This is a genomic window from Agrobacterium pusense (assembly GCF_013285525.1).
In the GTDB taxonomy this organism is placed as follows: domain Bacteria; phylum Pseudomonadota; class Alphaproteobacteria; order Rhizobiales; family Rhizobiaceae; genus Agrobacterium; species Agrobacterium pusense.
Window position 1 is genome coordinate 842,289 of sequence record NZ_CP053856.1, and the last position, 19,366, is coordinate 861,654.

The following is a 19,366-nucleotide window of genomic DNA, read 5'->3' on the forward strand; positions in this document are numbered from 1 at the left end:
ATGGCATCGTTTTTTTCCAAAATCCTCTCGGCCTTCGGCTCCGGCCAGCCGTCTTCCGACGCCCCGCAGAAGACGGCGCAGGCAGAACCGCATGCGCATGGCGACTATCTGATCTATGCGACTCCGATCAAGGAAGGTGGCCAGTTCCGCCTGGCTGGCCGTATTGAAAAAAAGGCCGGTGACGAGGTGCTGGTGCATGAATTCGTGCGGGCCGACGTCTTCACCAGCCTCGATGATGCGGTGGAGTTCACCATCCGCAAGGCGAAGCTGATTATCGATCAGAACGGCTCATCTCTCTTCCCGGGAAAATGATGACGGCTGCATTGAGTGCCTGAACGCTGCGGCCTTCAGGGACGGCAGCATTTCTATGCTTTGTTATCTGAATCAGGTGCGTGGCCTACGCGGCAAAGAATAACGGCCGGGACAGGGTCCACGGCCGTTACGGTACGGGAGTTCGGTCAATACCTGGCGGTCATGCCGGGATTGCCTTTGAATGAATGCCTCAGGCGGCCTGTGCCAGTTCTTCCACCTTGGCTTCGGCAGCGGCTACAGCCTTCTCGACGGCTTCGGGGCCGAAAGCCAGACCCTCGACGTAGATCACTTCCACATCGGTCATGCCCATGAAGCCGAGAACGGTCTTCAGATAGGGAACGGCATGGTTCATCGAAACGGCCGGGCCTTCGGAGTAAACGCCGGCAGCCGCCAGGACGATGTACACCTTCTTGCCAGTGGCGAGACCGACCGGGCCGGTTTCGGTGTATTTGAAGGTCTGGCCAGCGCGGGCGACGTTGTCGATCCACGACTTCAGGCCGGAATAGATGTTGAAGTTGATGAGGCCGGTGCCGATGACGACGGTGTCGGCGGCCAGAAGCTCTGCAACGAGCTTGTCGGAATAATCGGCTGCAACCGCTTCTTCAGCCGTGCGCTGATCGGGTGCCTTGCGGATTGCGGCTGTCTTGACGGTGTCGAGATGCGGGATCGGGTCAGCTGCGAGATCGCGGTGGACAAGGGTGTTGGAAGCCGACTTGGCCTTCAGCTTGCTGGCGAGCTCACCGGCGAACTTGTTCGAAACCGATTCCTCGCCGCGCGGGCTGGAGGTGATGAGAAGAATGTTGGACATGGTCTTTTCCTTGCATATGCGATGAATTGACGGGCGCCTTGGGAGGGCGGGAGAGCACGATGCCCTGCCTTTGCGCTCTATATGAAAAATTACTGCCATCAAGAAAACTGTGATAATGTGGAAGCAATCTATCGATGAAATGGATGGGACATGGACGCGAACCCAACGCTCGATCAATTGCAGGTATTCTTGACGGTTGCCGAGACCGGCAGTTTTTCCGCCGCATCGCGGGCGCTCAATCGTGCCCAGTCGGTGGTCAGTTACACCATCGCCAATCTCGAAGCGCAGCTTGAGGTTACGCTTTTCGAGCGCAACGGGGTGCGCCAGCCGAAGCTGACGGACGAAGGGCGCGCCATGCTGGAGGATGCAAGGCGCATCGTCGCTGGCCTGCAGGAAATGCGTGCCCGCGCCAAGGGGCTGAAACAGGGGCTGGAAGCGGAACTTTCCGTAGCTATCAGCACCATGGTGCCGGCGGAGGCCGTGGTGGCTGTGTTGCGGGATTTTCGCACGCAGTTCCCAACCGTAGCCCTCAGCCTCAATGTTGGCGAGCTGGGCATGGTCATGGACATGGTGCTCTCCCGCAAGGCAGGCATCGGCATTGGCGGGGCGATGCTGCGCCAGGATGATGAGCTCGTCGTCGAAAAGGTGGGCCATTCCTTCATGCTGCCGGTCGTCGCGTCGGATCACCCGCTGGCGCAGATCGAACGCCCGCTGGTTCTCGCCGATGTGCGCGAGGAGGTTCAGCTTGTCGTCACCGATGCCTCCGGCCTGACCAAGGGCCGCGATTTCAATGTTCTCTCCTACAAGACATGGCGGGTCAGCGACATCGCCACCAAATACCAGCTCATCAAGGGCGGTCTCGGCTGGGGCGGTCTGCCCGCATCGATCGTCCGCAACGATCTTACCAATGGCAGCCTCAAGGCGCTCGAACTCGAGGCCTATGAGCAGGGGGAATATCCGCTGTTTGCACTGCGACGGGTGGATTCGCCTGCGGGCCCGGCGGGGCAATGGCTCGCCGAGGCTTTTCAGCAGCGCCTGTCCGCCTGCCCGAATCATAAGGATTTCAATGGTATGCTTGCTGCCAGCAAACAGAGGTCCATTGCTGTCGCCGCTGAGTGATATTGGCTAATTATATGTGGACCGGCCGGGCCTGCTTCTTCGCCCCGGCTGGGAGAGGAAACGCGCGGCAACCTAGGCGCTATGCCGCAGAGGCCAATTGACGTGGGCGGATCGCCTGCCTATACCTAATCACGGTCTGCAGTTCACCGAGGCATCGCCGTCCCGCATGGGAAGCTAAACCTGCATATATATGGTTTGACAGCACTTATCCCGTGCCTTGTCGGAAGCCGGCGATCAGCGACACCTTTTCGGAATGGCACTTGAGGGTAAGTCATGCCACGTTCGATCCTTTCCATTGATATCGCCGATCTCTCGACCTTTGCCAAATCCGTGCGCGAGCAGATCGGCAGGCTGGACCGCCAGCCGAGCCATGTGGAGATGCTCAATCTTCTGAGCCGGGCCGCCGGTTTTCGAAATTTCCAGCATCTGCGCGCTGACCGCATCTCTTCCGCCGAAAGCGCAACCGCTCAGCCTGAGCTGCTGCCAGCCGTCAATGAGGGCAGGGTGCTGAAGACCGTTCGTGTCTTTGATGCCGCCGGCCGGCTGATGCAATGGCCGGCCCGCCGGTCGCATCAGGAACTGTGCCTCTGGTATCTCTGGGCAAAAATTCCCGCCGGGCAGAGTTTTTCCGAGCGAGAATTCAACAGCTTTCTGGATAGCCTGCACCTGTTCGGGGATGCGGCCATGCTGAGGCGCGACATGGTTGGCCTGAGACTCATCCGCCGTAACCGTGACGGCAGCGACTATCGGCGTGTCGAACAGAAGCCGCCGCAGGAACTGCCTATGCTGTTACGCGCGTTGGCTGGGCGCGACTAGGAAAATACCTCCCGGCGACAGGTCGCCGGGAGGGCACGGTCGTTAAAGAATCAGGCGGAACTTCGCGAAACCTTCCGCGCCGTCGCCGGCATCCTCGATCCTGGCGCCCTTGATGTCGGCTGCGTAATGGCGTCCCTTGGGCCCGGTCTCGAAGACGGCGGTGGTGTTTTCCACCGGTGCAAAGGACCAGTTGGCATCCGCGGACGGGTTGATGGTGCCCTGATCGATGATATAGCGCACGATCACGTCGCGGTTTGTATCGGGCGCGACGAAGATCACCTTGTCGCCGGCGATATCGGGGAATTTGCCGCCGCCGCTTGCACGGTAATTATTGGTGGCAACCACGAATTTCTGTTCGGGATCGATCGGCTTGCCACTGAACTGCAGATTGACGATGCGGTTGCTGTCCGGGTTGACCGCCTTGCCGTCCTTGTCAAATTTCGCCGGTTTGGAAATGTCGATCTGATAAGTCACGCCATCGATCACGTCGAAATTATAGGACGGGAAGTCTGGGTTGAGCAGTGGCGCATCCTTGGCACCGGCCTCAACCGTATTGAACATGCCGGCGGACATTTCCAGCCAGTTCTTCACCTGCGCCCCGTTGATCAGCACTGCCTGCACCGTGTTGGGATAAAGATAGAGATCGGCGACGTTCTTGATGGCGATGTCACCGGCGGGGACATCGGTGTAATAATCCGCGCCGCCACGACCGCCCGATTTGAAGGGGGCCGCTGCCGAAAGCACGGGCAGATCCTTATACTGCCCTTCCTTCAGCATGTCCTTGATGTACCAGGTCTGGGCGTTGGAGACGATCTGCACGGACGGATCGTCTGCCACCAGCGCGAAATAGGAATAGAGCGGCGCGGATGTCTTGCCGACCGGGCGGCGCACATAGGCAAGGGCCGCTTCGTGATCCACCTTGGCTGCGGCGAGAACCTCCGGCTTGTCGGTATAGTCAGCAACGACCTTGCGATTTTCATCGCGATGGTAGATCGGGCGGGCTTCTGAGGTGAAGTCGACGATCTTCCAGCTCTTGCCATCCTTTTCAAGCAGCAGGTCGATAAGGCCCATATGGGAGCCCCAGAAGCCGGCCATGACCGCCGGCTTGCCCATCAGCGTACCCTTGACCGCATCAGCACCCTCGATGCCGTCCCAGGTCTTCGGACCGGGGAAAACAAGGTGCTGGTGGCCGGTGAAGATCGCATCAATGCCTTCAACAGCTGCGAGATATAGCGATGCGTTTTCCATGCGCTCGGTCTGGCCCTTGCCGTCGATGCCGGAATGGGAAAGGGCGATGATGATATCTGCGCCTTCCTCCTTCATGACAGGCACCCAGGCTTTCGCCGCCTCGACGATGTCACGCGTCTGCGCCTTGCCCTCGAGATTCTTGGAATCCCACATCATGATCTGAGGCGGCACGAAACCGATGATGCCGACCTTGACCGGGCTGGTGACGCCGCCGCCATCGCGGATCTGTTTTTCCAGAATGACATAGGGCTTGAAGAACAGCTCGTCGTTCTTCGGATCGGAAGCCAGCTGCCCCTTGGTGAGGTTGGCGCAGACATAGGGGAAACCGGCACCCGCCAGCGTGTTCGACATATAGTCGAGACCGTAATTGAATTCATGGTTGCCGAGCGTGCCGCAATCGTAACCCAACACGTTCATGGCATTGATGACAGGGTGCTTGTCGCCGGCCTTCATGCCGCGCTCATAGGCGATATAGTCGCCGAGCGGGTTGCCCTGCAGGAAGTCGCCGTTATCCACCAGCATCGAGTTCCCGGCTTCGGCGCGGATGGTGTCTATGATCGAGGCGGTGCGCGCCAGACCCATCGTGTCGTTCGGCTTGTCGGCGTAATAATCATAGGGAAAGACGTGAACATGGATGTCGGTCGTTTCCATGATGCGCAGATGCGCCTGGTTGGCCGCCGCACGCGCAGCAAAAGGGTGCAACATCACGAGCGCCGAAGTGGCTGCAATGCCACCCAGAAGCGAGCGCCGGGTAATGGGGTGGAGGGCGAGAAGCGACGACATGGGAACTCCTTCGGATGAAGCTTGCTCTGTCTTTAAAAACGACAGGGTAGAAGCAATCGCAGAGGAGTCCATCACCAAAATGACAGGCCCATGACAGATGGGCCGGTTTTCAACCGTTTGATAAATTTTTTGTCAGTAACGTGCGGCGCAGGTTCCGCCGCACTGGAAAATGCGCGTCATTTGTTCCGCGCATTGTAATGCTCCGGATCAGCGGGCCAGTGTCGGTTTCACGTCTTCGTGGAAGAAACGGAAATAGGAAGAGAGCTGCGCCAGCGTGTTGGTGGAAAGCTTGAGCTGCAGGCCAAGACGGTTCATGTGCTGCCACTGCACGACGCCCTCGATGAAGCCCAGATCCTCACTCTGCACCTTGACCCGGCTACCCTTGGCGGCAGCGAAAGGCCCGTCCAGCTCGAGCGCCATTCCAGTTGCCGACAGATCGACGACACGTCCTCTGGTCGACTGGCTGAAATAATGCACAGTCGCAAAGATCCTTGTCTTGCTGCGAGGCGCGGTCCGGGTCGCCATATTGAGGTTGTTTGTCATTTTGCTACTCAAATCAATTGTTTCCGATGCGTGCAGATTAATCTGTAAAAGTTTGAAACCCGTTTAGCCGTTCGGTTAAAATTCTAGACAATGCTGTGATTATGCTTTGGCGATACGGCATTGGTAACAATTGTTTCGTGCGGAACGGACGTGGACATAGGCGACGTCTTCGCGCCCCAGAAGTGCCCGCGCCCGCGAAACGATCTCGCCGGTGGCCGTTACCGCACCCGTGCCATAGACAATACGGTCATCGTCGCCATATCCGCGCACGATATAATCGGGGCTGTCCAGCATCGGCGGAAGGATATCTGTCAGTGGATAACGGTCGCAGGCTTCGGCATGCAGGAAGACCGGCCCCGTCTCGGCGTAGGGCTGCAGCGAGGGAAACGGCCGGTAGGCGAGTACGAGCATGGCTTCACCCGCGCCGATCTGGTCGAGGCAGTGGCGACACGGCATGGCGCCGGGAGACACGGCTGTTTCCGGTCGATTGCCATAGGCATCGGCGGCGCCCGCGCGGAAATCCTCGGCGTCCTTAGCCGGCATTGCGGTGAAAACGATATTGGTCATGGCGGCCTCTTCTGGCTGGGATCGGCGTTGCTTCTTTGCAGCTATGGTCCCGAAACGCGCTGCTATCCACCCGATTCTTGACAGCTGATGCAACCAGCCCATTGCGTGACTCGTTAGGTTCGGGAATCAGTGACGCTCCTCGTTCCCGGAAGGTCTGATTTTATGTTCCGTCGTTTTCTGGCCGCCGTTCCGCTGGCTTTCGTATCGTTGACGGCTCCGATTGATGCCGAGGCGCAGGTCGCCTCCGGTCTCGACGGCCTGTCCGACGATCAGCTCCAGCAGGCGGTCAATTTCGTCATCGGCAACGCGATTTTTTCGCTCTACCATGAGGGCGCGCGCATGCTGATCTCGGATTTCGGCACGGCGGACACGGGAAGTGTGCAGGCCCCGGCCGACCAACTGGCAGGAACGCTGATCCTGCAGGCCAATGAAGAATGGCTTGACACCGCGCTCGTGAACGCCACCGACAGCTGGTATCTCGCACGTGAGGCGGAGACGCTTCCTGAGCACGAAGCCCCTGTCTTCTCCGCGCTGGTGCCCGACAGGAGCCGCGACCGCAACATGGCCTGCCTGATGGTGGGCCGCGACAAGGACGGTTATGGCGATCTCGCCGCCATGATGGGGCTTCCCAATGCCGAATTTGACAAATGCGCCGCGGCCTATCCGGCGGTCGCTTCGGCCTGGGAGAATTTTCTCGCGCCCCACCGTAGTCAGACGCCTTCCAGGTTCTCCGTCAGCTACGTGCCGCCGCGCGATCCGGAACTTGAACCCTATGCCATCATGATCAAGGAATCGAAGGTCCTCGATCTCATCAGCCGCAGCTTTGGCGGTTATGGCCTGAAAGGGGACGTGAAGCTGACGGCCAAGTCCTGCGGTCGCCCCGATGTCTACTGGTCGGCGGAAAAGCGCGAGATCACCTATTGTTATGAACTCGGCAAGTTCCAGGCGGAACTCATTGCCGATCATCTATTGAACACGGTCACCGAAGACAAGGGCGCAGCCGGCGGGCAGATCCCGACTGCCGCGGTTAATCTGGAACGGGAAATCTGAGGCTAGGGTTGCAGTCGCGGATAGCCTGGCCTCCTCATGATGGAGGAGAGTGCCGTGCCGAAGGTTGTCGTTCGCAATTTCGCCATCTCGCTTGACGGATATGGGGCAGGACCAGATCAAAGTCTGCAGAACCCGCTGGGTGTGAAGGGTGAAGAGTTGCACCAATGGGCCTTCAAGACCCGCACCTTTCACCGCATGTTCGGTAAAGACGGCGGCTCGACCGGCACCGACGAGGATTTTTCCGAAAAGAGCTTTGAAAATATCGGAGCATGGATTTTAGGCCGCAACATGTTCGGGCCGGTGCGCGGCGCGTGGCCGGATGAAAACTGGAAAGGCTGGTGGGGCGACGAGCCGCCTTATCATGTTCCAGTCTTCGTCCTGACGCATCACGCGCGACCGTCCTTCACGATGCAGGGCGGTACTGTCTTCCATTTCGTGACCGACGGCATCGAGGCGGCGCTCGACATGGCGCTGGCGGCGGCAAATGGCAGGGATGTCCGCATCGGCGGCGGGGTTTCCACTATCCGGCAATATATGACGGCGCGCCTGATAGATGAGCTGCATCTGGCGCTGGCGCCGGTTTTTCTCGGGCGCGGCGAACAATTATTCGAAGGCATGGATTTGCCCGCCCTCGGTTACCGCTGCACGGGAGCGGTGGCGGGCGAGGGCGCGACACATCTGATTATCGACAAAGCGTGAGCGCCGCGTCCCTTTTTACCATCCCTCCCGTGAACAACACGGGATGATAAGGCGCGTAAACCGCTACCCCTCAATTGCGTAGCGATATCTCCAGGAGCTCCGTATCGGCCAACGGCTCCACCCAGGCCTCATAGGTGCCCACGGGCGAAAAGCCCATCATCTGGTAGAGCTGCAAGGCGCGCGGATGGTCGAGCGTGTTGGTCGTCACCGTCACCCGCTGCGGATTGTCCTGCCAGGCGGCGTAAAGCGCCTGCAACAGGAACCACTTGCCGACACCAGCGCCGATCGCTTCTTCGAGCAGCCCGAAATAAGAAAGCTCTGTCACCTCGTCGCTTGTCTTGTTCAGCTCGAAGAAACCGGCGGGCGCACCGTTCATATAAAGAACCGTAACGCTGTTTTTCGGATCGCGCAGGATGGCGGAAAGTTCAGCATCGCTCATGCGCATGCGCTTTTGCCAATGCCATCGCTTTCCAACCCGCCAGTACAGATAGCGGTAAAAGTGCAGGGGAATATTGTTGACCCGCATCAGCGCCGTCTGGATGTTGACGGGGATCGGCAGGCTGACCTTCGGCGGTGCCGTCATTTCGAGCTGCGTCACGTGCGCCTTCAATGGGCCGTGCGACAGCGTGGCGATCGCATCCGCCGGACCGGTAACCACCGGCGTGTCCTGTAATCCGCCCCATTCCGACCATGAGCCGTCATAGAGAGAATTGTCCTGATGACCGAGCGATTCCAGGGCCAGGGTAATGACGGCTGCCGTCACACCCGAACCGCAGCTCGTTACGACGGGCTTCGTAAGATCGATGCCGGCATCGGTCACCATTTTGCGGATTGCCGTAAGGTCCTTGAAGTGGCCGTTTTCGGAAAAGGCTGTCGCCGGCAGGCTGCGTGCACCGGGCATATGGCCCGAACGCATGCCCGCACGCGGCTCGGCCTCCTCGCCGGTAAAGCGGCCGGCACCGCGGGCATCTGCAATCTGCTTTTCGCCGCTGTCGACAATACCGCGCATGGTGCCAAGCGAGGTCACACGTTTTTCGTTGAAATCGGGTGTGAAGGTTGTGGGCTCAATTTCCGGCGCGCCGGTTTCCAGCGGCCGGCCTTCGCGCTTCCAGCCGTCCAGGCCGCCATCCAGCACATAGGCCTTGCGCACGCCCATTACCCGCAGCATCCACCAGACGCGGGGTGCGGAAAAGAAGCCCGGACCATCATAGACCACGATCGTATCGGTCTCGCTGAGGCCGAGCGCGCCGGCCTGTTCCGCGAAAAATTCAGGCGAGGGCAGGGAGTGCGGCAGGCCGGTCGTGTGATCGGCGATTTTATCCTGATCGAAGAACACGGCGCCAGGAAGGTGACCTGCCGCATATTCTTCTGCGCCGTTGCGCTTATGCGCCGGCAGATACCAGGAGGCATCGACGATGCGAAACCCGGGCGTGCCGAGCTGTTTCTCAACCCAGTCCGCCGAAACGACGAAACGGCTCTTATCCGTGCTCACGATGTCTCTCCCGATCTCAGGCAACAGCTTCAGGCGCGCCGAAACGAATGCGGAACCGCCTGTTCTCCTTGCCCTTCTTTTCTATCTTGGCAATGTGAATATCGCCTACTTCCTGCGTTTCGGATACATGGGTGCCGCCGCAGGGCTGGCTGTCTATGCTGGAATTTTCGCCGATGCAGACGAGGCTGACCCGACCGAGCCCCATTGGCGGGCGCACGTTCTTGGATTTGACGATGCCGGGATTGGCCTGAAGCTCCTCGTCCGTGATCCATTGCAGGAAAACGGGATGATTGGCTCTCACCAGTTCCATCAGCCTGGCGGTTACGTCGTCTTTGTCAATGGTCTCCGACATGTCGAAATCGACACGCGACTCGTCCTCACCAACGGCTGCTCCCGTGATCGGCCATTGGCAGACGACGGAGAGCAGATGGCAGGCCGTGTGCATGCGCATCAACTTGTAACGACGCGGCCAGTCCACATGCAGCGTCAGCTTTTCCCCGACTTCAGGAGACGGCTGATCCTCAAGCGGGACATGGATGATGACGCTCTTGTCGGTGCCATGCTTTGTAATGCCGAGCGCGATGCGCGAACCATCAGCGCGCTCGAGAAAGCCGGTATCGCCAGGCTGGCCGCCCGAGGTGGCATAAAAACAGGTCTGATCGAACTCGATGCCGCCGTCCTCATGCACCGCCGTGACGATCGCTTCTGCGGTGGAAAGATAAAAATCGTCACGGAACAGGGCATTCACAGGCATTTCGGCATGTCCTCAAACGGTTTCGTACGGAACCGAAATATCGGTTTTCGTCGCCAGCCACTGCGGAACGGGAAGGCCCTTGGACCGCAGGAACTCTGGATTGAAGAGCTTCGACTGATAACGATTGCCGTAGTCGCAAAGTATCGTCACGATTGTATGCCCCGGACCAAGCTCACGGGCAAGCCGGATTGCGCCGGCGATATTGATGCCGGTGGAGCCGCCGAGGCACAGGCCTTCCTTCGTTACCAGATCGAAAAGGATGGGCAACGCTTCCGCATCCGGAATGCGATAGGAGAAATCCGGTGTGAAACCCTCGAGATTGGCGGTGATGCGCCCTTGCCCGATGCCTTCCGTGATGGAGGTGCCTTCCGATTTCAGGACGCCATTCTTATAGAATTCGTAGAGTGCCGCTCCCTCGGGATCGGCAAGGCCGATCTTGATGTCGGGATTGAAATCGCGAAGGCCGTCCGCCACACCCGCCAGCGTTCCGCCGGAGCCGACCGCGCAGATGAAACCGTCGACCTTGCCATCCGTCTGGTCCCATATTTCGGGAGCAGTGGTCTCGATATGAGCCTGTCTGTTGGCGATATTGTCGAACTGGTTAGCCCAGATCGCGCCGTTCTCATCCGTCGCCGCAAGCTGTCTCGCTAGCCGGCCGGATACTTTCACGTAATTGTTCGGGTTGGAGTATGGAGCTGCCGGGACTTCGACCAGCTTTGCGCCGAGAAGCTTCAGCGCGTCCTTCTTTTCCTGGCTCTGCGTTTCGGGAATGACGATGACCGTCCTGTAACCGAGCGCATTGGCGACCAGCGAAAGGCCGATGCCGGTATTGCCCGCTGTGCCTTCCACGATGGTGCCGCCCCGGCGCAATTGTCCGCGCCTTTCGGCGTCGCGGATGATGTAGAGCGCGGCGCGATCCTTTACGGACTGGCCAGGATTGAGGAATTCCGCCTTGCCGAGGATTTCGCAACCCGTCGCTTCAGAAGCAGCTTTCAGACGGATGAGCGGCGTATTGCCGATGGCACTGAGCGCAGAGGGGTGAATGGTCATGATTGAGCCTTCTTGTCTGAGCGGAAATTAGGTGCCGTTATGTCCCGTTACAACCGCTTCAAGGCAAGAAATTATCTTCCCGGCTTCGGCTCCGCCACGCAAAATTTTGCCGATACCCAGTTTTATGTCTTCTTCTTCACTCTGGCATAGGCAGCAAGTGCTCTCTCCCGCGCCCTGCCATGGTCGACAATGGGGTTCGGGTAGGTTTCCCCGAGCGTGATGCCCGCTTTGGTCAGCACCTCTTTCGGGGCCTCGAATGGTTTGTGAATATATTTGCGCTCTAGCCTTGCAAGCTCCGGTACGAAACGGCGGACATAATCGCCGTCCCCATCGAATTTTTCGCCTTGCAGGATAGGGTTGAAGATGCGGAAAAATGGCGAGGCATCCGCTCCCGAACCCGCCACCCACTGCCAGTTGGCGGCATTGGGGGCCGGATCGGCGTCCACGAGCGTATCGCGGAACCATTTCTCACCCTTGCGCCAATCGATCAGCAGATGCTTGATGAGGAAGGACGCCACGATCATGCGGACGCGGTTATGCATCGTGCCGTGGCGCCATAGTTGCCGCATCCCGGCATCCACGATCGGATAGCCGGTCATGCCGCGCGTCCAGGCCGTGAAGGACTTGTCATCGTCCCGCCAGCTGAAGGCGTCGAAACTGTCGTTCCAGTTCTTTTCGTCCAGCTCGGGAAAATGAAACAGGAGGTGATAGCAGAATTCCCGCCAGACGATTTCCTTGCGAAAACGGCTGATATCGTTTGAGGCGATGTGGCGGGAAAGTCCCTTCGTCGCATGCCAGACGGTGGCGGGTGAGATTTCTCCTAATGCGAGGTGCGGTGAAAGCCGGGAAGTCGCGTCCTTCGCCGGCAGGTCGCGGCCCTCTTCATAACCTTTCAGTGCGCCGTCAATGAAATCGGAGAGCTTCTCTCGCGCCCCGTCTTCGCCAGGCGTCCAGATATCGCTAAACTCCCTTGCCCAGTCAGGCCTTTTGGGCAGCAGCTGCCATTCGTCGAGCGTTTCCGATCTTGGCCAGTTCCTGGGCGCGTTGAGTCTGTCTGGCGCATCCGCAGGCGCGTGGGGCTCTTCGCCGCCCTCCAGAGCGCGCCAGAACGGTGTATAGACCCGGTAGGGACCACCGGATTTGGTCTGCAGCTTCGATGGCTCATGCAGCAGATGTCCGGAAAAGCTCCGTACCGTCAGGCCTTCATCCCGGAGCGCGCGTTTTAAGGTCTTGTCGGTCGAAATACCTTCAGGATCATAGCGGCGGTTCCAGAATACGGTGTCTGCGCCGGTTTCCGCGATCAGCCTGCGCAAAACCTCCTCGGCGTCGCCGCTGGCGAGCACGAGGCGGCTGCCTGTTTTCTTGAGCGCGGCATGAAGCGCAGTGAGCGAGTGGTGAAGCCACCATTCCTGCGCACGCCCCAGCGCGCCGCAACATTTTTCCCTGATATAGACGGGGATGACGGGACCTTTATGGTCGGCCGCCGCAAGCAAAGCGAGGTTGTCCGAAAGGCGCAGGTCCTTGCGGAACCACACGATGACGGGAGAGGCTTTTGTCTGCATGGGAGGGCCCGGTTCACTTCCGTTTGAACGAGTGTTGAAACGCTTTGTTCCGCAAATCGGCTAGAATGGAAAGATGGGGCACATGGTTTCTCGAGGGTTATTTTTTCGCTCTTGAAACCGCAGGTGAAGGGAACCAACTGGAGGAGCCGGCGTTTGTCGCGGGTTAATAGAGCATGGAAGTGCAATCAATGTTGCTGAATGACGTTAAGTGGGAAAAGCCCGTTACCATCTCCCTTGAAAACGGTGCCCCTCGAATTTTCACAGGCGTTTACGAAGCCTTCGATTTTCTCCAGCATGAGTGGCCCGAGCGGGGAGACAAGGCGCACGAACAGGCGCTTCGCCTGTGCCGCGCCTCGCTCATGGGCGATGTGGCGGGAGAGATAGCCCGCACGGCCTTCGTCGCCGCCAGCCGGCAGGCGCGTTGCCTCGTTGAGGAGCCGGAAAAAATCGCATCCTGAGCCGATTTTGGAACTGACGTGTGAAAGGCCACCCGCCCAAAACGGGTGGCTTTTTTGTTGTGCGGCAGGAAACGGGTTGTTTCGAATGCGGGATATGGCATCGTGCAGGCGAAAAGGCGAATGAGTGACGGTGATGGGCAGCCACTACGGCTATATTGTTTTTCCAACGGCGCTTGGCCATTGCGGCCTCGCATGGGCGGGGCGAGGTATCGTGCGTCTGCAATTGCCGGGAGCGGACGCCGGCGAAACGGAAAAGCTCCTTCAGAAGCGCCTGCCGTCCGCCTCCATCGCCGTTCCCGAGACGCGGACACGTGAGGTGATTGCGATGATCACCCGTTATTTCGGCGGTGAGGCAATCGATTTTAAGGCCGTGGACCTTGATCTCGCCGGGCAGGAACGATTTTTTCTCGACGTCTATGCCGTCGCGCGACAGGTCGGCTGGGGCAACACGACGACGTATGGCGGCATCGTGAAGACACTCGGTCTTGGCATGGAGAGAGCACGCGACGTCGGCCAGGCAATGGCGAAAAATCCGGTGCCGCTGATCATTCCGTGTCACCGGGTCCTTGCCGCAGGTGGCAGGCTTGGCGGCTTCTCCGCACCGGGCGGGACCACTACCAAATTGCGGATGCTGGACCTTGAAAATGCCGGCCGTAGCCGTGCGGATGATGCGCAGGGCAGCCTGTTCTGAAGCAATGACAGATCAGCCCGCATGAATAGGCGTCTGATTTCTGCCCATTTCTCGTCAAATTGTCGCTAAATTGTCACAATACACGAACGCCCGCTAACATAAGGGCGAGACGTTTGAGAGTATCCGCGTTAATTCTATCCGTTGCCTTGTCTTTTACAGTCGTGGCACCGGCCTCGGCTGGCATGCTGAACCAGGCTGAGAAATACACCGGGCTGCATGAGTCAAAGAACAACAAGAGCCTGAAGAACATTCTTGGGGCAAATCCGAGAAGTACGCCGTGGTGCGGCCTCTTCCTGCATGCCGTAGCCAGCAAGGCCGGCCGGCAATCACCCAAATCCTACGGATTTGCGAAATCCTGGAGTTCCTTCGGTTATGCCGTCCCGGTCGGCCAGGCAAAGCCCGGTGATGTCGTCGTCATCCGCAACGGCCGGGGATATCATGCTGGTATTCTAAAGAGCATGAGCGGCAAGACCGCACAAATTCTGGGCGGCAACCAATCGGGCAGGGTGCAGGTCTCGAATTTCAACCGCAAGGCCATTGTTTCGGTTCGGCGATAAATCCCCTGCATTCCCTTGATAAAGGCGGGCCTCGACCCGCCTTTTCCTTTTAAGGCTGTTCTCTCGTGCCTGGCGCCGCCTCGCGCTGGTCGTCGTCCTCCAGATCGGTGGCGACAATGAAAGCATCCTCGTGCTGCCTTGCAGCCTGCCGGCGTGCACGTAGGTTCATGCTCTCGTCCGGATAAATCTCGCCTTCCTTGTCTTTCAACTCGCTGTCTGTCTCGAAACGCGCAACGTCGTCGTCTTCAATATCAAGCGGTTCGGTTTTCGGCTTCTGCGGGGTGTTCATGAAGCGATCTCCTGCTGGTTTCTGAAGGCCAAACGCTCGGCAGCCGATGCCGGTTCCCTTTCTCGCCAAAATGCTCATTCGTCGCAGGTCGATGCGGAACTAACTCTGGCTTTTTTTGTTTTTTCAATGGCACAATTGAAGCTGGTGCAACGCAAAGAGGGAGGTCCGTTATGAGCCACGACCGCGAAGCCGCAATCCGTGAAAAAGCGCGCGCAATATGGGAGAGGGAAGGAAGACCCGACGGGCATCATGAAAGACACTGGATCGAGGCGGAACGGGAAATCTCCGCGGAGGCGGAACCCTCAAAACCCAAAAGCGGAAATGGCGTGAAGAAGTCCGCTTCCACCACCGCGTCAGCGGAGAAGGGGCCTGCAAAAAAGTCGCCCACGAAAAAAGCCAATTCGACAAAGGCGAAATCTCCTGCGGTAAAATCGCTGGAGAAAGAGCAGAAATCCACGGACAAGAACAAGGAAGACGATTTGACCGAAAGCCTTGAGGAGAGTTTTCCGGCCAGCGATCCACCGGCACTGACCAACGCCACGAAGGCAACAAAACGGGCGGTCAAGAAAAGCTGATGGCCTGACGGCCGCACAGCAGGAAGTCACAAAAACTTCCAGTTCACGTCGGGCGAATTGCAGCTGCACTTCGCTCGGCTGACACGCTTTTGAGAAAAATGGCTCCCCGGGCCGGATTCGAACCGGCGACCTGTCGATTAACAGTCGAATGCTCTACCGCTGAGCTACCAGGGAACGTGCGCTGCTTGGCGCGGTGTGAGCGGGGTAATACAAATGCTTTTCCGATTTGCCAAGCGCTTTTTTCAAAAAAAACGCATTCCTCTTGTTTTATCCCTCCGGAGTCCCGATTTTCCGGGCTTATCGACGCTGAAAAAATTATCCACAGGCCAGATGCTGAAGGGCGGATTGGAATGAAATTCGGAATCGACCACAGAACGGGTCGTCTCAATCTCGGAAAATGGAGCCTTGCCATGCCGCGTTCGCGCGTCGGCAGGATCGCAACGGGTTCGGCGCTGGTCGTGGGCGGTACGCTGGGCTTTTTGCCCATTCTGGGTTTCTGGATGGTTCCCGTCGGCCTTGTCGTGCTTTCCCACGACCTGCCGGCTGTTCGTCGCCAGCGGCGAAGGCTGGTGATCTGGTGGGCATCGCGACGGAACCGGCGGGAGCCCCGCGACCGACAGTAGTCCTCCTACGCCCCGATGGAGCTGCTGATGCCCTGGCCTGCCCAGAAGGCGGCATAGGCGAGTGCAGCGAAATAAATCGTCGTCAGCCCTAGAAAGAGGTAACCGCCCAGCACCGTGACGCCGTCCCGCTGGATCATGCCCGCTGAGAAAAGCAGGATCGCAATGCCCGGCAGGGTGTTGGAAAAGGGAATGAAGCCGAGCGGCATCATCAGAAGCACGCCCGCCGTCATCAGGGCGAGGCCGTTTATCCTGTTGGCGATGACGCCCTTCGTCAGCGCCGGAATGCGTGGACGGATAAAGCGGTCCAGTCTCGATACGATCGCCACACCCTTTTGCAGCGCCGGGACCAGCTTTGCCGTTTCCATCTGCCGGTCGAGAATTTTCGCCGGTAGCCATGGCAGGCGATTCATCGTGATCGCGAGACTGACGAGAATGATTGCGGCGCCGAAAACGGTGCTGACTCCGGGAATGGAAACCGGGATCAGAAAGGGCAGGGAGGCTATGGCGCAGATGAGCAGCAGGCCCTGTTCACCGATCGCTTCCATCAATTCGCGCAATGTGATCGTCTGGCCCTGTAGTTTTCCTATCAGCTTTTCAAGCGTGGTGCTGAGCTTTTCAGACGTATCAGTGAATGCGAATTCGTTCGACATGCCGCTTCCCGGTAGTTGTTCAACTCCAGGATTGATACCATTCCTCCGGCCCGATGCCTATCACAGATGGAAACGGGCCTCTTCACATTTGGTCATGCCGTCCGAAAGATCTAATGCGAAACCCAGTTGCTATAGGCACCTGCAAGAAGAACCACCAGCAGAATGACAAGTATGACCGGATTGATTGATGTAACGAAGTTGACATAGTCCATGATAACTTCCTCCTCTTCCCGCCACCTCTTATTCTACAGCAAAAAGGCGAGTTCATCTACCTAGAGATGAAATTTCGCATCGCAGCAACCAGTCTCCGGTATGGATTGGAATCGTGGGACTTTTTCATTTTCCGCGATGCAAAAATAAATCTTCCAACATTTGCCATTCTCTTGAGTTGTCTCTAATCCTGCTTCGTGACGGGTTTCCGACCCGCCGCCTGCCGTTGATTGACCGGGTGAAATTCCGCCTGTGTCTTGCCTCCGTCTGCCTCCTGACCATTCTTCCCCGGGGACATGAAAATGCTGAAAAACATCTATGCCTGGACGATGGCGCTCGCTGCGCGCAAAACCGCCGTGTGGTGGCTGGCAATCGTGGCTTTCGTGGAAAGCTCCGTTTTCGTTGTTCCTGCCGACGTGCTTTTTTTGCCCATGGTATTGGCGAAGCCGAAAAAAGCGATGTTTTACGCGCTCGTGGCCACGGTCGCCTCGGTTCTGGGCGGCATAGCGGGCTGGTTCCTCGGTCATTATGCATTTGAGAGCATTGCCCGGCCCATTCTTGAATTTTACGGCAAGCTCGACAGCTTCGAGCATCTGAAGAACTCGGTGGATTATGAAACCATCGTTCTTCTGCTGGTGACATCGGGCCTTGCGCACCTGCCGCCAATCAAGGTGGTTACCATTTTGTCGGGCGCGGCCAATATCAGCCTTGGCCTGTTCATTCTGTCGGCGGTCGTCACGCGCGGCGCGCGCTTTTTCATCCTTGCCGGTTTGCTGCAAAGATACGGTGAATCGGTCCGCCATTTCATCGAAAAACGCCTCGGCGCCATCACGGCCGCGGCGGCGGCGGCCCTTATTGCCATCTATGCGGTTTACGTTTTCGTGCGTTGATCGAAAGCAATTTTTCTACTCTTACAATACTGTCGCATAACTTTCAGCCTACTGTCAGAATCCACCTGTATCGGTTCCCCTGTCCAATCAGGGAACCGTTTTATTATGCGAAGATTTTGGAAGTGCTCCTTTGGGGGCATGGGCCTCGTCGTGCTTGCGGCAGGCGGATATCTCTATGCCATTCAACTCCTCGGCAACTTCCACGAGGTGATGGCCGGGCAGCTTTATCGCTCCAACCAGCCGAGCAGCGAGCAACTTGTTCGCTATACCAAAGATCACGGAATAAGGACTGTGATCAATCTGCGCGGGTCAAATGAATCCCAGGCGTGGTACCGGGATGAGGTCGAGACCTCGCGCAAACTCGGATTGAATCATATTGATTTTGGCATGTCCGCGAGCCAGGAGCTAAACATGAGCCAGGTAAACGAGCTGGTCGCGATCATGCGCGACGCGCCGAAACCGATTCTCATTCATTGTAAGGCGGGTGCGGACAGGACGGGCCTCGCGACCGCGCTTTATCTCAGTCGCGTCGCGCGTCTTGGAGAAAAGGAAGCAGAAAGTCAGCTCTCGGTTCGCTATGGCCACATCGGCATTCCCTATCTCTCGCAAACCTATGCCATGGACCGGACCTGGGAAAATGTGGAGGATATGCCGATCACTGACGACTTTGCCATCGCTTCCAATGAATATTGAGCAAGGCTTCGACCGGTCGGGAAGCAACTGATAACGCCCCGTTTCTGAAGCGCCATTGGCTGTAATGCTTCTGTGAATTGTCCACCCGCGCTTCGGCCCTCTGTCGGCAGGGGGAGCTTTTATCGGCGCGTGGAATCTGTTCGACTTGACCGCGTCATGGGTATCGGAGACTAGCTGTGGATAAGGCGATTTCTAATCGCGCTCCATGTCCGGCGTCCACCCGCGCGTATATCCTTTTCCCATGATGGCGACAGCGAGGGATAGCTGCTCCTGCAAATGCTCGATTTCGCCGAGTAGCGCCTCGACGGCCGCCCTTGCATTACCGTCATGACACTGGATGACGTATCCTGCTATGTCGTCAGGCCGTATGGGGGTGATCTTTTTAGCGTCGGACATGGTGGGTGACCTCTCTTTTGTTCACTAAATGTTCTAATTTTAGCAGAGAGTCAACACGGCAATGCACATCGTCGTTTGACGGAGGGCGACGGCATATCGCGCCCGCTTTTTTTGTAGAATTTGCCGGTGAGCACCTAAGCAAAATGGGCCGGTGAGCCTGGGGTCCTACAGGAGCTTTAACCCAACCCAAGCGCGGCGTCGCCCGATGGGTTAATGGACCGAAGGATCCTCGCTATCCAGAAAGCTGCGAATCCCGTCTTTTTCGCAAGTAGCCAGGAATTCTTCCCATGCGTCTTTATCGGTTGCGAAAGGTTCGTCCCAGGTGGTGACATCGTCGTGCTCGCTGATAACTTCCAGGGTCCAGTCTTGCTGGGTGCCCGCGGGCCGATAGATGTCAACAAGGACAGTGATACCCTCGTCTTCAAACTCGCCTGAAAATTCCGAGTGTTCTATTTTCGGTTTTTTTGCCATCTCAGCACACTTCGTTTTCGAGGCTTGAATAAATGCACACCCGAACGGGATGTTTGAAAC

At 58.0% G+C, this 19,366-nt stretch carries 24 protein-coding genes and 1 tRNA gene; 12 read left to right on the top strand and 13 right to left on the bottom strand.

The window, feature by feature from the left end; translation table 11 throughout:
- Entirely contained in the window at window positions 1-312 is a 312-nt protein-coding gene (locus HQN82_RS04100; protein ID WP_004441218.1) for an HlyU family transcriptional regulator, read from the top strand.
- 190 nt (window positions 313-502) lie between these two features.
- On the opposite strand, the gene HQN82_RS04105 is transcribed toward HQN82_RS04100, so the two are convergent.
- Window positions 503-1,120 carry an FMN-dependent NADH-azoreductase gene (locus HQN82_RS04105; protein ID WP_004441220.1) on the bottom strand — a complete coding sequence of 206 codons (618 nt, stop codon included), beginning with the start codon at window positions 1,118-1,120 and terminating at the stop codon, window positions 503-505.
- A gap of 150 nt (window positions 1,121-1,270) precedes the next feature.
- Between HQN82_RS04105 and HQN82_RS04110 the strand changes: the two genes are divergently transcribed.
- Together HQN82_RS04110 and HQN82_RS04115 are read left to right on the top strand one after the other, a co-directional pair.
- The gene (locus tag HQN82_RS04110; RefSeq protein ID WP_006697950.1) at window positions 1,271-2,239 is read left to right on the top strand and encodes a LysR family transcriptional regulator; all 969 of its coding nucleotides are present in this window, start codon (window positions 1,271-1,273) and stop codon (window positions 2,237-2,239) included.
- A gap of 273 nt (window positions 2,240-2,512) precedes the next feature.
- Window positions 2,513-3,055, top strand: a complete 543-nt coding sequence (locus HQN82_RS04115) for a DUF2087 domain-containing protein (protein ID WP_173614571.1) — start codon at window positions 2,513-2,515, stop codon at window positions 3,053-3,055.
- A gap of 42 nt (window positions 3,056-3,097) precedes the next feature.
- On the opposite strand, the gene HQN82_RS04120 is transcribed toward HQN82_RS04115, so the two are convergent.
- From HQN82_RS04120 to HQN82_RS04130, 3 genes are all read right to left on the bottom strand, one after another.
- A complete protein-coding gene (locus tag HQN82_RS04120) occupies window positions 3,098-5,086 on the bottom strand; it encodes a bifunctional 2',3'-cyclic-nucleotide 2'-phosphodiesterase/3'-nucleotidase (protein ID WP_173614572.1) in 1,989 nt (662 codons plus the stop codon).
- A gap of 207 nt (window positions 5,087-5,293) precedes the next feature.
- A complete protein-coding gene (locus HQN82_RS04125; protein ID WP_004441225.1) occupies window positions 5,294-5,629 on the bottom strand; it encodes a PilZ domain-containing protein in 336 nt (111 codons plus the stop codon).
- 99 nt (window positions 5,630-5,728) lie between these two features.
- Window positions 5,729-6,196, bottom strand: a complete 468-nt coding sequence (locus tag HQN82_RS04130) for a DUF1203 domain-containing protein (protein WP_173614573.1) — start codon at window positions 6,194-6,196, stop codon at window positions 5,729-5,731.
- Window positions 6,197-6,358: 162 nt separating this feature from the next.
- Here HQN82_RS04130 and HQN82_RS04135 point away from each other — a divergent pair, with 162 nt between their 5' ends.
- Together HQN82_RS04135 and HQN82_RS04140 are read left to right on the top strand one after the other, a co-directional pair.
- A complete protein-coding gene (locus tag HQN82_RS04135) occupies window positions 6,359-7,246 on the top strand; it encodes a DUF4344 domain-containing metallopeptidase (protein ID WP_112555038.1) in 888 nt (295 codons plus the stop codon).
- 54 nt (window positions 7,247-7,300) lie between these two features.
- Window positions 7,301-7,945, top strand: coding sequence for a dihydrofolate reductase family protein (locus tag HQN82_RS04140; RefSeq protein ID WP_045534286.1), 645 nt, complete (start codon window positions 7,301-7,303; stop codon window positions 7,943-7,945).
- Window positions 7,946-8,015: 70 nt separating this feature from the next.
- Here HQN82_RS04140 and sseA read toward each other — a convergent pair whose 3' ends face one another.
- The 4 genes from sseA to HQN82_RS04160 form a co-directional block, all read right to left on the bottom strand.
- On the bottom strand, window positions 8,016-9,437 hold the full coding sequence (gene sseA, locus HQN82_RS04145; RefSeq protein WP_173614574.1) for a 3-mercaptopyruvate sulfurtransferase: 1,422 nt from the start codon (window positions 9,435-9,437) through the stop codon (window positions 8,016-8,018).
- 16 nt (window positions 9,438-9,453) lie between these two features.
- Window positions 9,454-10,191, bottom strand: coding sequence for an alanyl-tRNA editing protein (locus tag HQN82_RS04150; protein ID WP_004441230.1), 738 nt, complete (start codon window positions 10,189-10,191; stop codon window positions 9,454-9,456).
- A 12-nt stretch (window positions 10,192-10,203) separates the two neighbouring features.
- The gene (locus HQN82_RS04155) at window positions 10,204-11,241 is read right to left on the bottom strand and encodes a cysteine synthase A (protein WP_006697960.1); all 1,038 of its coding nucleotides are present in this window, start codon (window positions 11,239-11,241) and stop codon (window positions 10,204-10,206) included.
- Window positions 11,242-11,363: 122 nt separating this feature from the next.
- Window positions 11,364-12,803 (bottom strand): cryptochrome/photolyase family protein, encoded by a 1,440-nt coding sequence (locus HQN82_RS04160; RefSeq protein ID WP_112765726.1) that lies wholly within the window; start codon window positions 12,801-12,803, stop codon window positions 11,364-11,366.
- 188 nt (window positions 12,804-12,991) lie between these two features.
- Here HQN82_RS04160 and HQN82_RS04165 point away from each other — a divergent pair, with 188 nt between their 5' ends.
- From HQN82_RS04165 to HQN82_RS04175, 3 genes are all read left to right on the top strand, one after another.
- Complete coding sequence (locus HQN82_RS04165) at window positions 12,992-13,261, top strand: DUF982 domain-containing protein (protein WP_006697962.1); 270 nt, start codon at window positions 12,992-12,994, stop codon at window positions 13,259-13,261.
- A gap of 133 nt (window positions 13,262-13,394) precedes the next feature.
- Entirely contained in the window at window positions 13,395-13,952 is a 558-nt protein-coding gene (locus HQN82_RS04170; protein ID WP_004441238.1) for a methylated-DNA--[protein]-cysteine S-methyltransferase, read from the top strand.
- Window positions 13,953-14,065: 113 nt separating this feature from the next.
- Entirely contained in the window at window positions 14,066-14,509 is a 444-nt protein-coding gene (locus tag HQN82_RS04175) for a TIGR02594 family protein (protein WP_004441240.1), read from the top strand.
- Between the two features lie 49 nt (window positions 14,510-14,558).
- Here the strand turns inward: HQN82_RS04175 and HQN82_RS04180 are convergent, their stop codons facing one another.
- Complete coding sequence (locus tag HQN82_RS04180; RefSeq protein WP_004441242.1) at window positions 14,559-14,798, bottom strand: hypothetical protein; 240 nt, start codon at window positions 14,796-14,798, stop codon at window positions 14,559-14,561.
- 170 nt (window positions 14,799-14,968) lie between these two features.
- Here HQN82_RS04180 and HQN82_RS04185 point away from each other — a divergent pair, with 170 nt between their 5' ends.
- Complete coding sequence (locus tag HQN82_RS04185; RefSeq protein ID WP_112765727.1) at window positions 14,969-15,373, top strand: DUF2934 domain-containing protein; 405 nt, start codon at window positions 14,969-14,971, stop codon at window positions 15,371-15,373.
- A 99-nt stretch (window positions 15,374-15,472) separates the two neighbouring features.
- Here HQN82_RS04185 and HQN82_RS04190 read toward each other — a convergent pair.
- Window positions 15,473-15,547 (bottom strand) — tRNA-Asn (locus HQN82_RS04190).
- 176 nt (window positions 15,548-15,723) lie between these two features.
- On the opposite strand from HQN82_RS04190, the gene HQN82_RS04195 reads away from it, so the two are divergent.
- Entirely contained in the window at window positions 15,724-15,996 is a 273-nt protein-coding gene (locus tag HQN82_RS04195) for a hypothetical protein (RefSeq protein ID WP_035207820.1), read from the top strand.
- Window positions 15,997-16,001: 5 nt separating this feature from the next.
- Here the strand turns inward: HQN82_RS04195 and HQN82_RS04200 are convergent, their stop codons facing one another.
- On the bottom strand, window positions 16,002-16,646 hold the full coding sequence (locus HQN82_RS04200; protein ID WP_112765730.1) for an exopolysaccharide biosynthesis protein: 645 nt from the start codon (window positions 16,644-16,646) through the stop codon (window positions 16,002-16,004).
- Window positions 16,647-17,158: 512 nt separating this feature from the next.
- Between HQN82_RS04200 and HQN82_RS04205 the strand changes: the two genes are divergently transcribed.
- A complete protein-coding gene (locus HQN82_RS04205) occupies window positions 17,159-17,746 on the top strand; it encodes a YqaA family protein (RefSeq protein WP_004441250.1) in 588 nt (195 codons plus the stop codon).
- Between the two features lie 138 nt (window positions 17,747-17,884).
- Window positions 17,885-18,439 (top strand): dual specificity protein phosphatase family protein, encoded by a 555-nt coding sequence (locus tag HQN82_RS04210; RefSeq protein ID WP_006697968.1) that lies wholly within the window; start codon window positions 17,885-17,887, stop codon window positions 18,437-18,439.
- Between the two features lie 192 nt (window positions 18,440-18,631).
- Here HQN82_RS04210 and HQN82_RS04215 read toward each other — a convergent pair whose 3' ends face one another.
- Together HQN82_RS04215 and HQN82_RS04220 are read right to left on the bottom strand one after the other, a co-directional pair.
- Window positions 18,632-18,835, bottom strand: coding sequence for a hypothetical protein (locus tag HQN82_RS04215; RefSeq protein ID WP_006697969.1), 204 nt, complete (start codon window positions 18,833-18,835; stop codon window positions 18,632-18,634).
- Between the two features lie 210 nt (window positions 18,836-19,045).
- Window positions 19,046-19,306 (bottom strand): hypothetical protein, encoded by a 261-nt coding sequence (locus HQN82_RS04220; protein ID WP_004441257.1) that lies wholly within the window; start codon window positions 19,304-19,306, stop codon window positions 19,046-19,048.
- Window positions 19,307-19,366 lie beyond the last annotated feature (60 nt).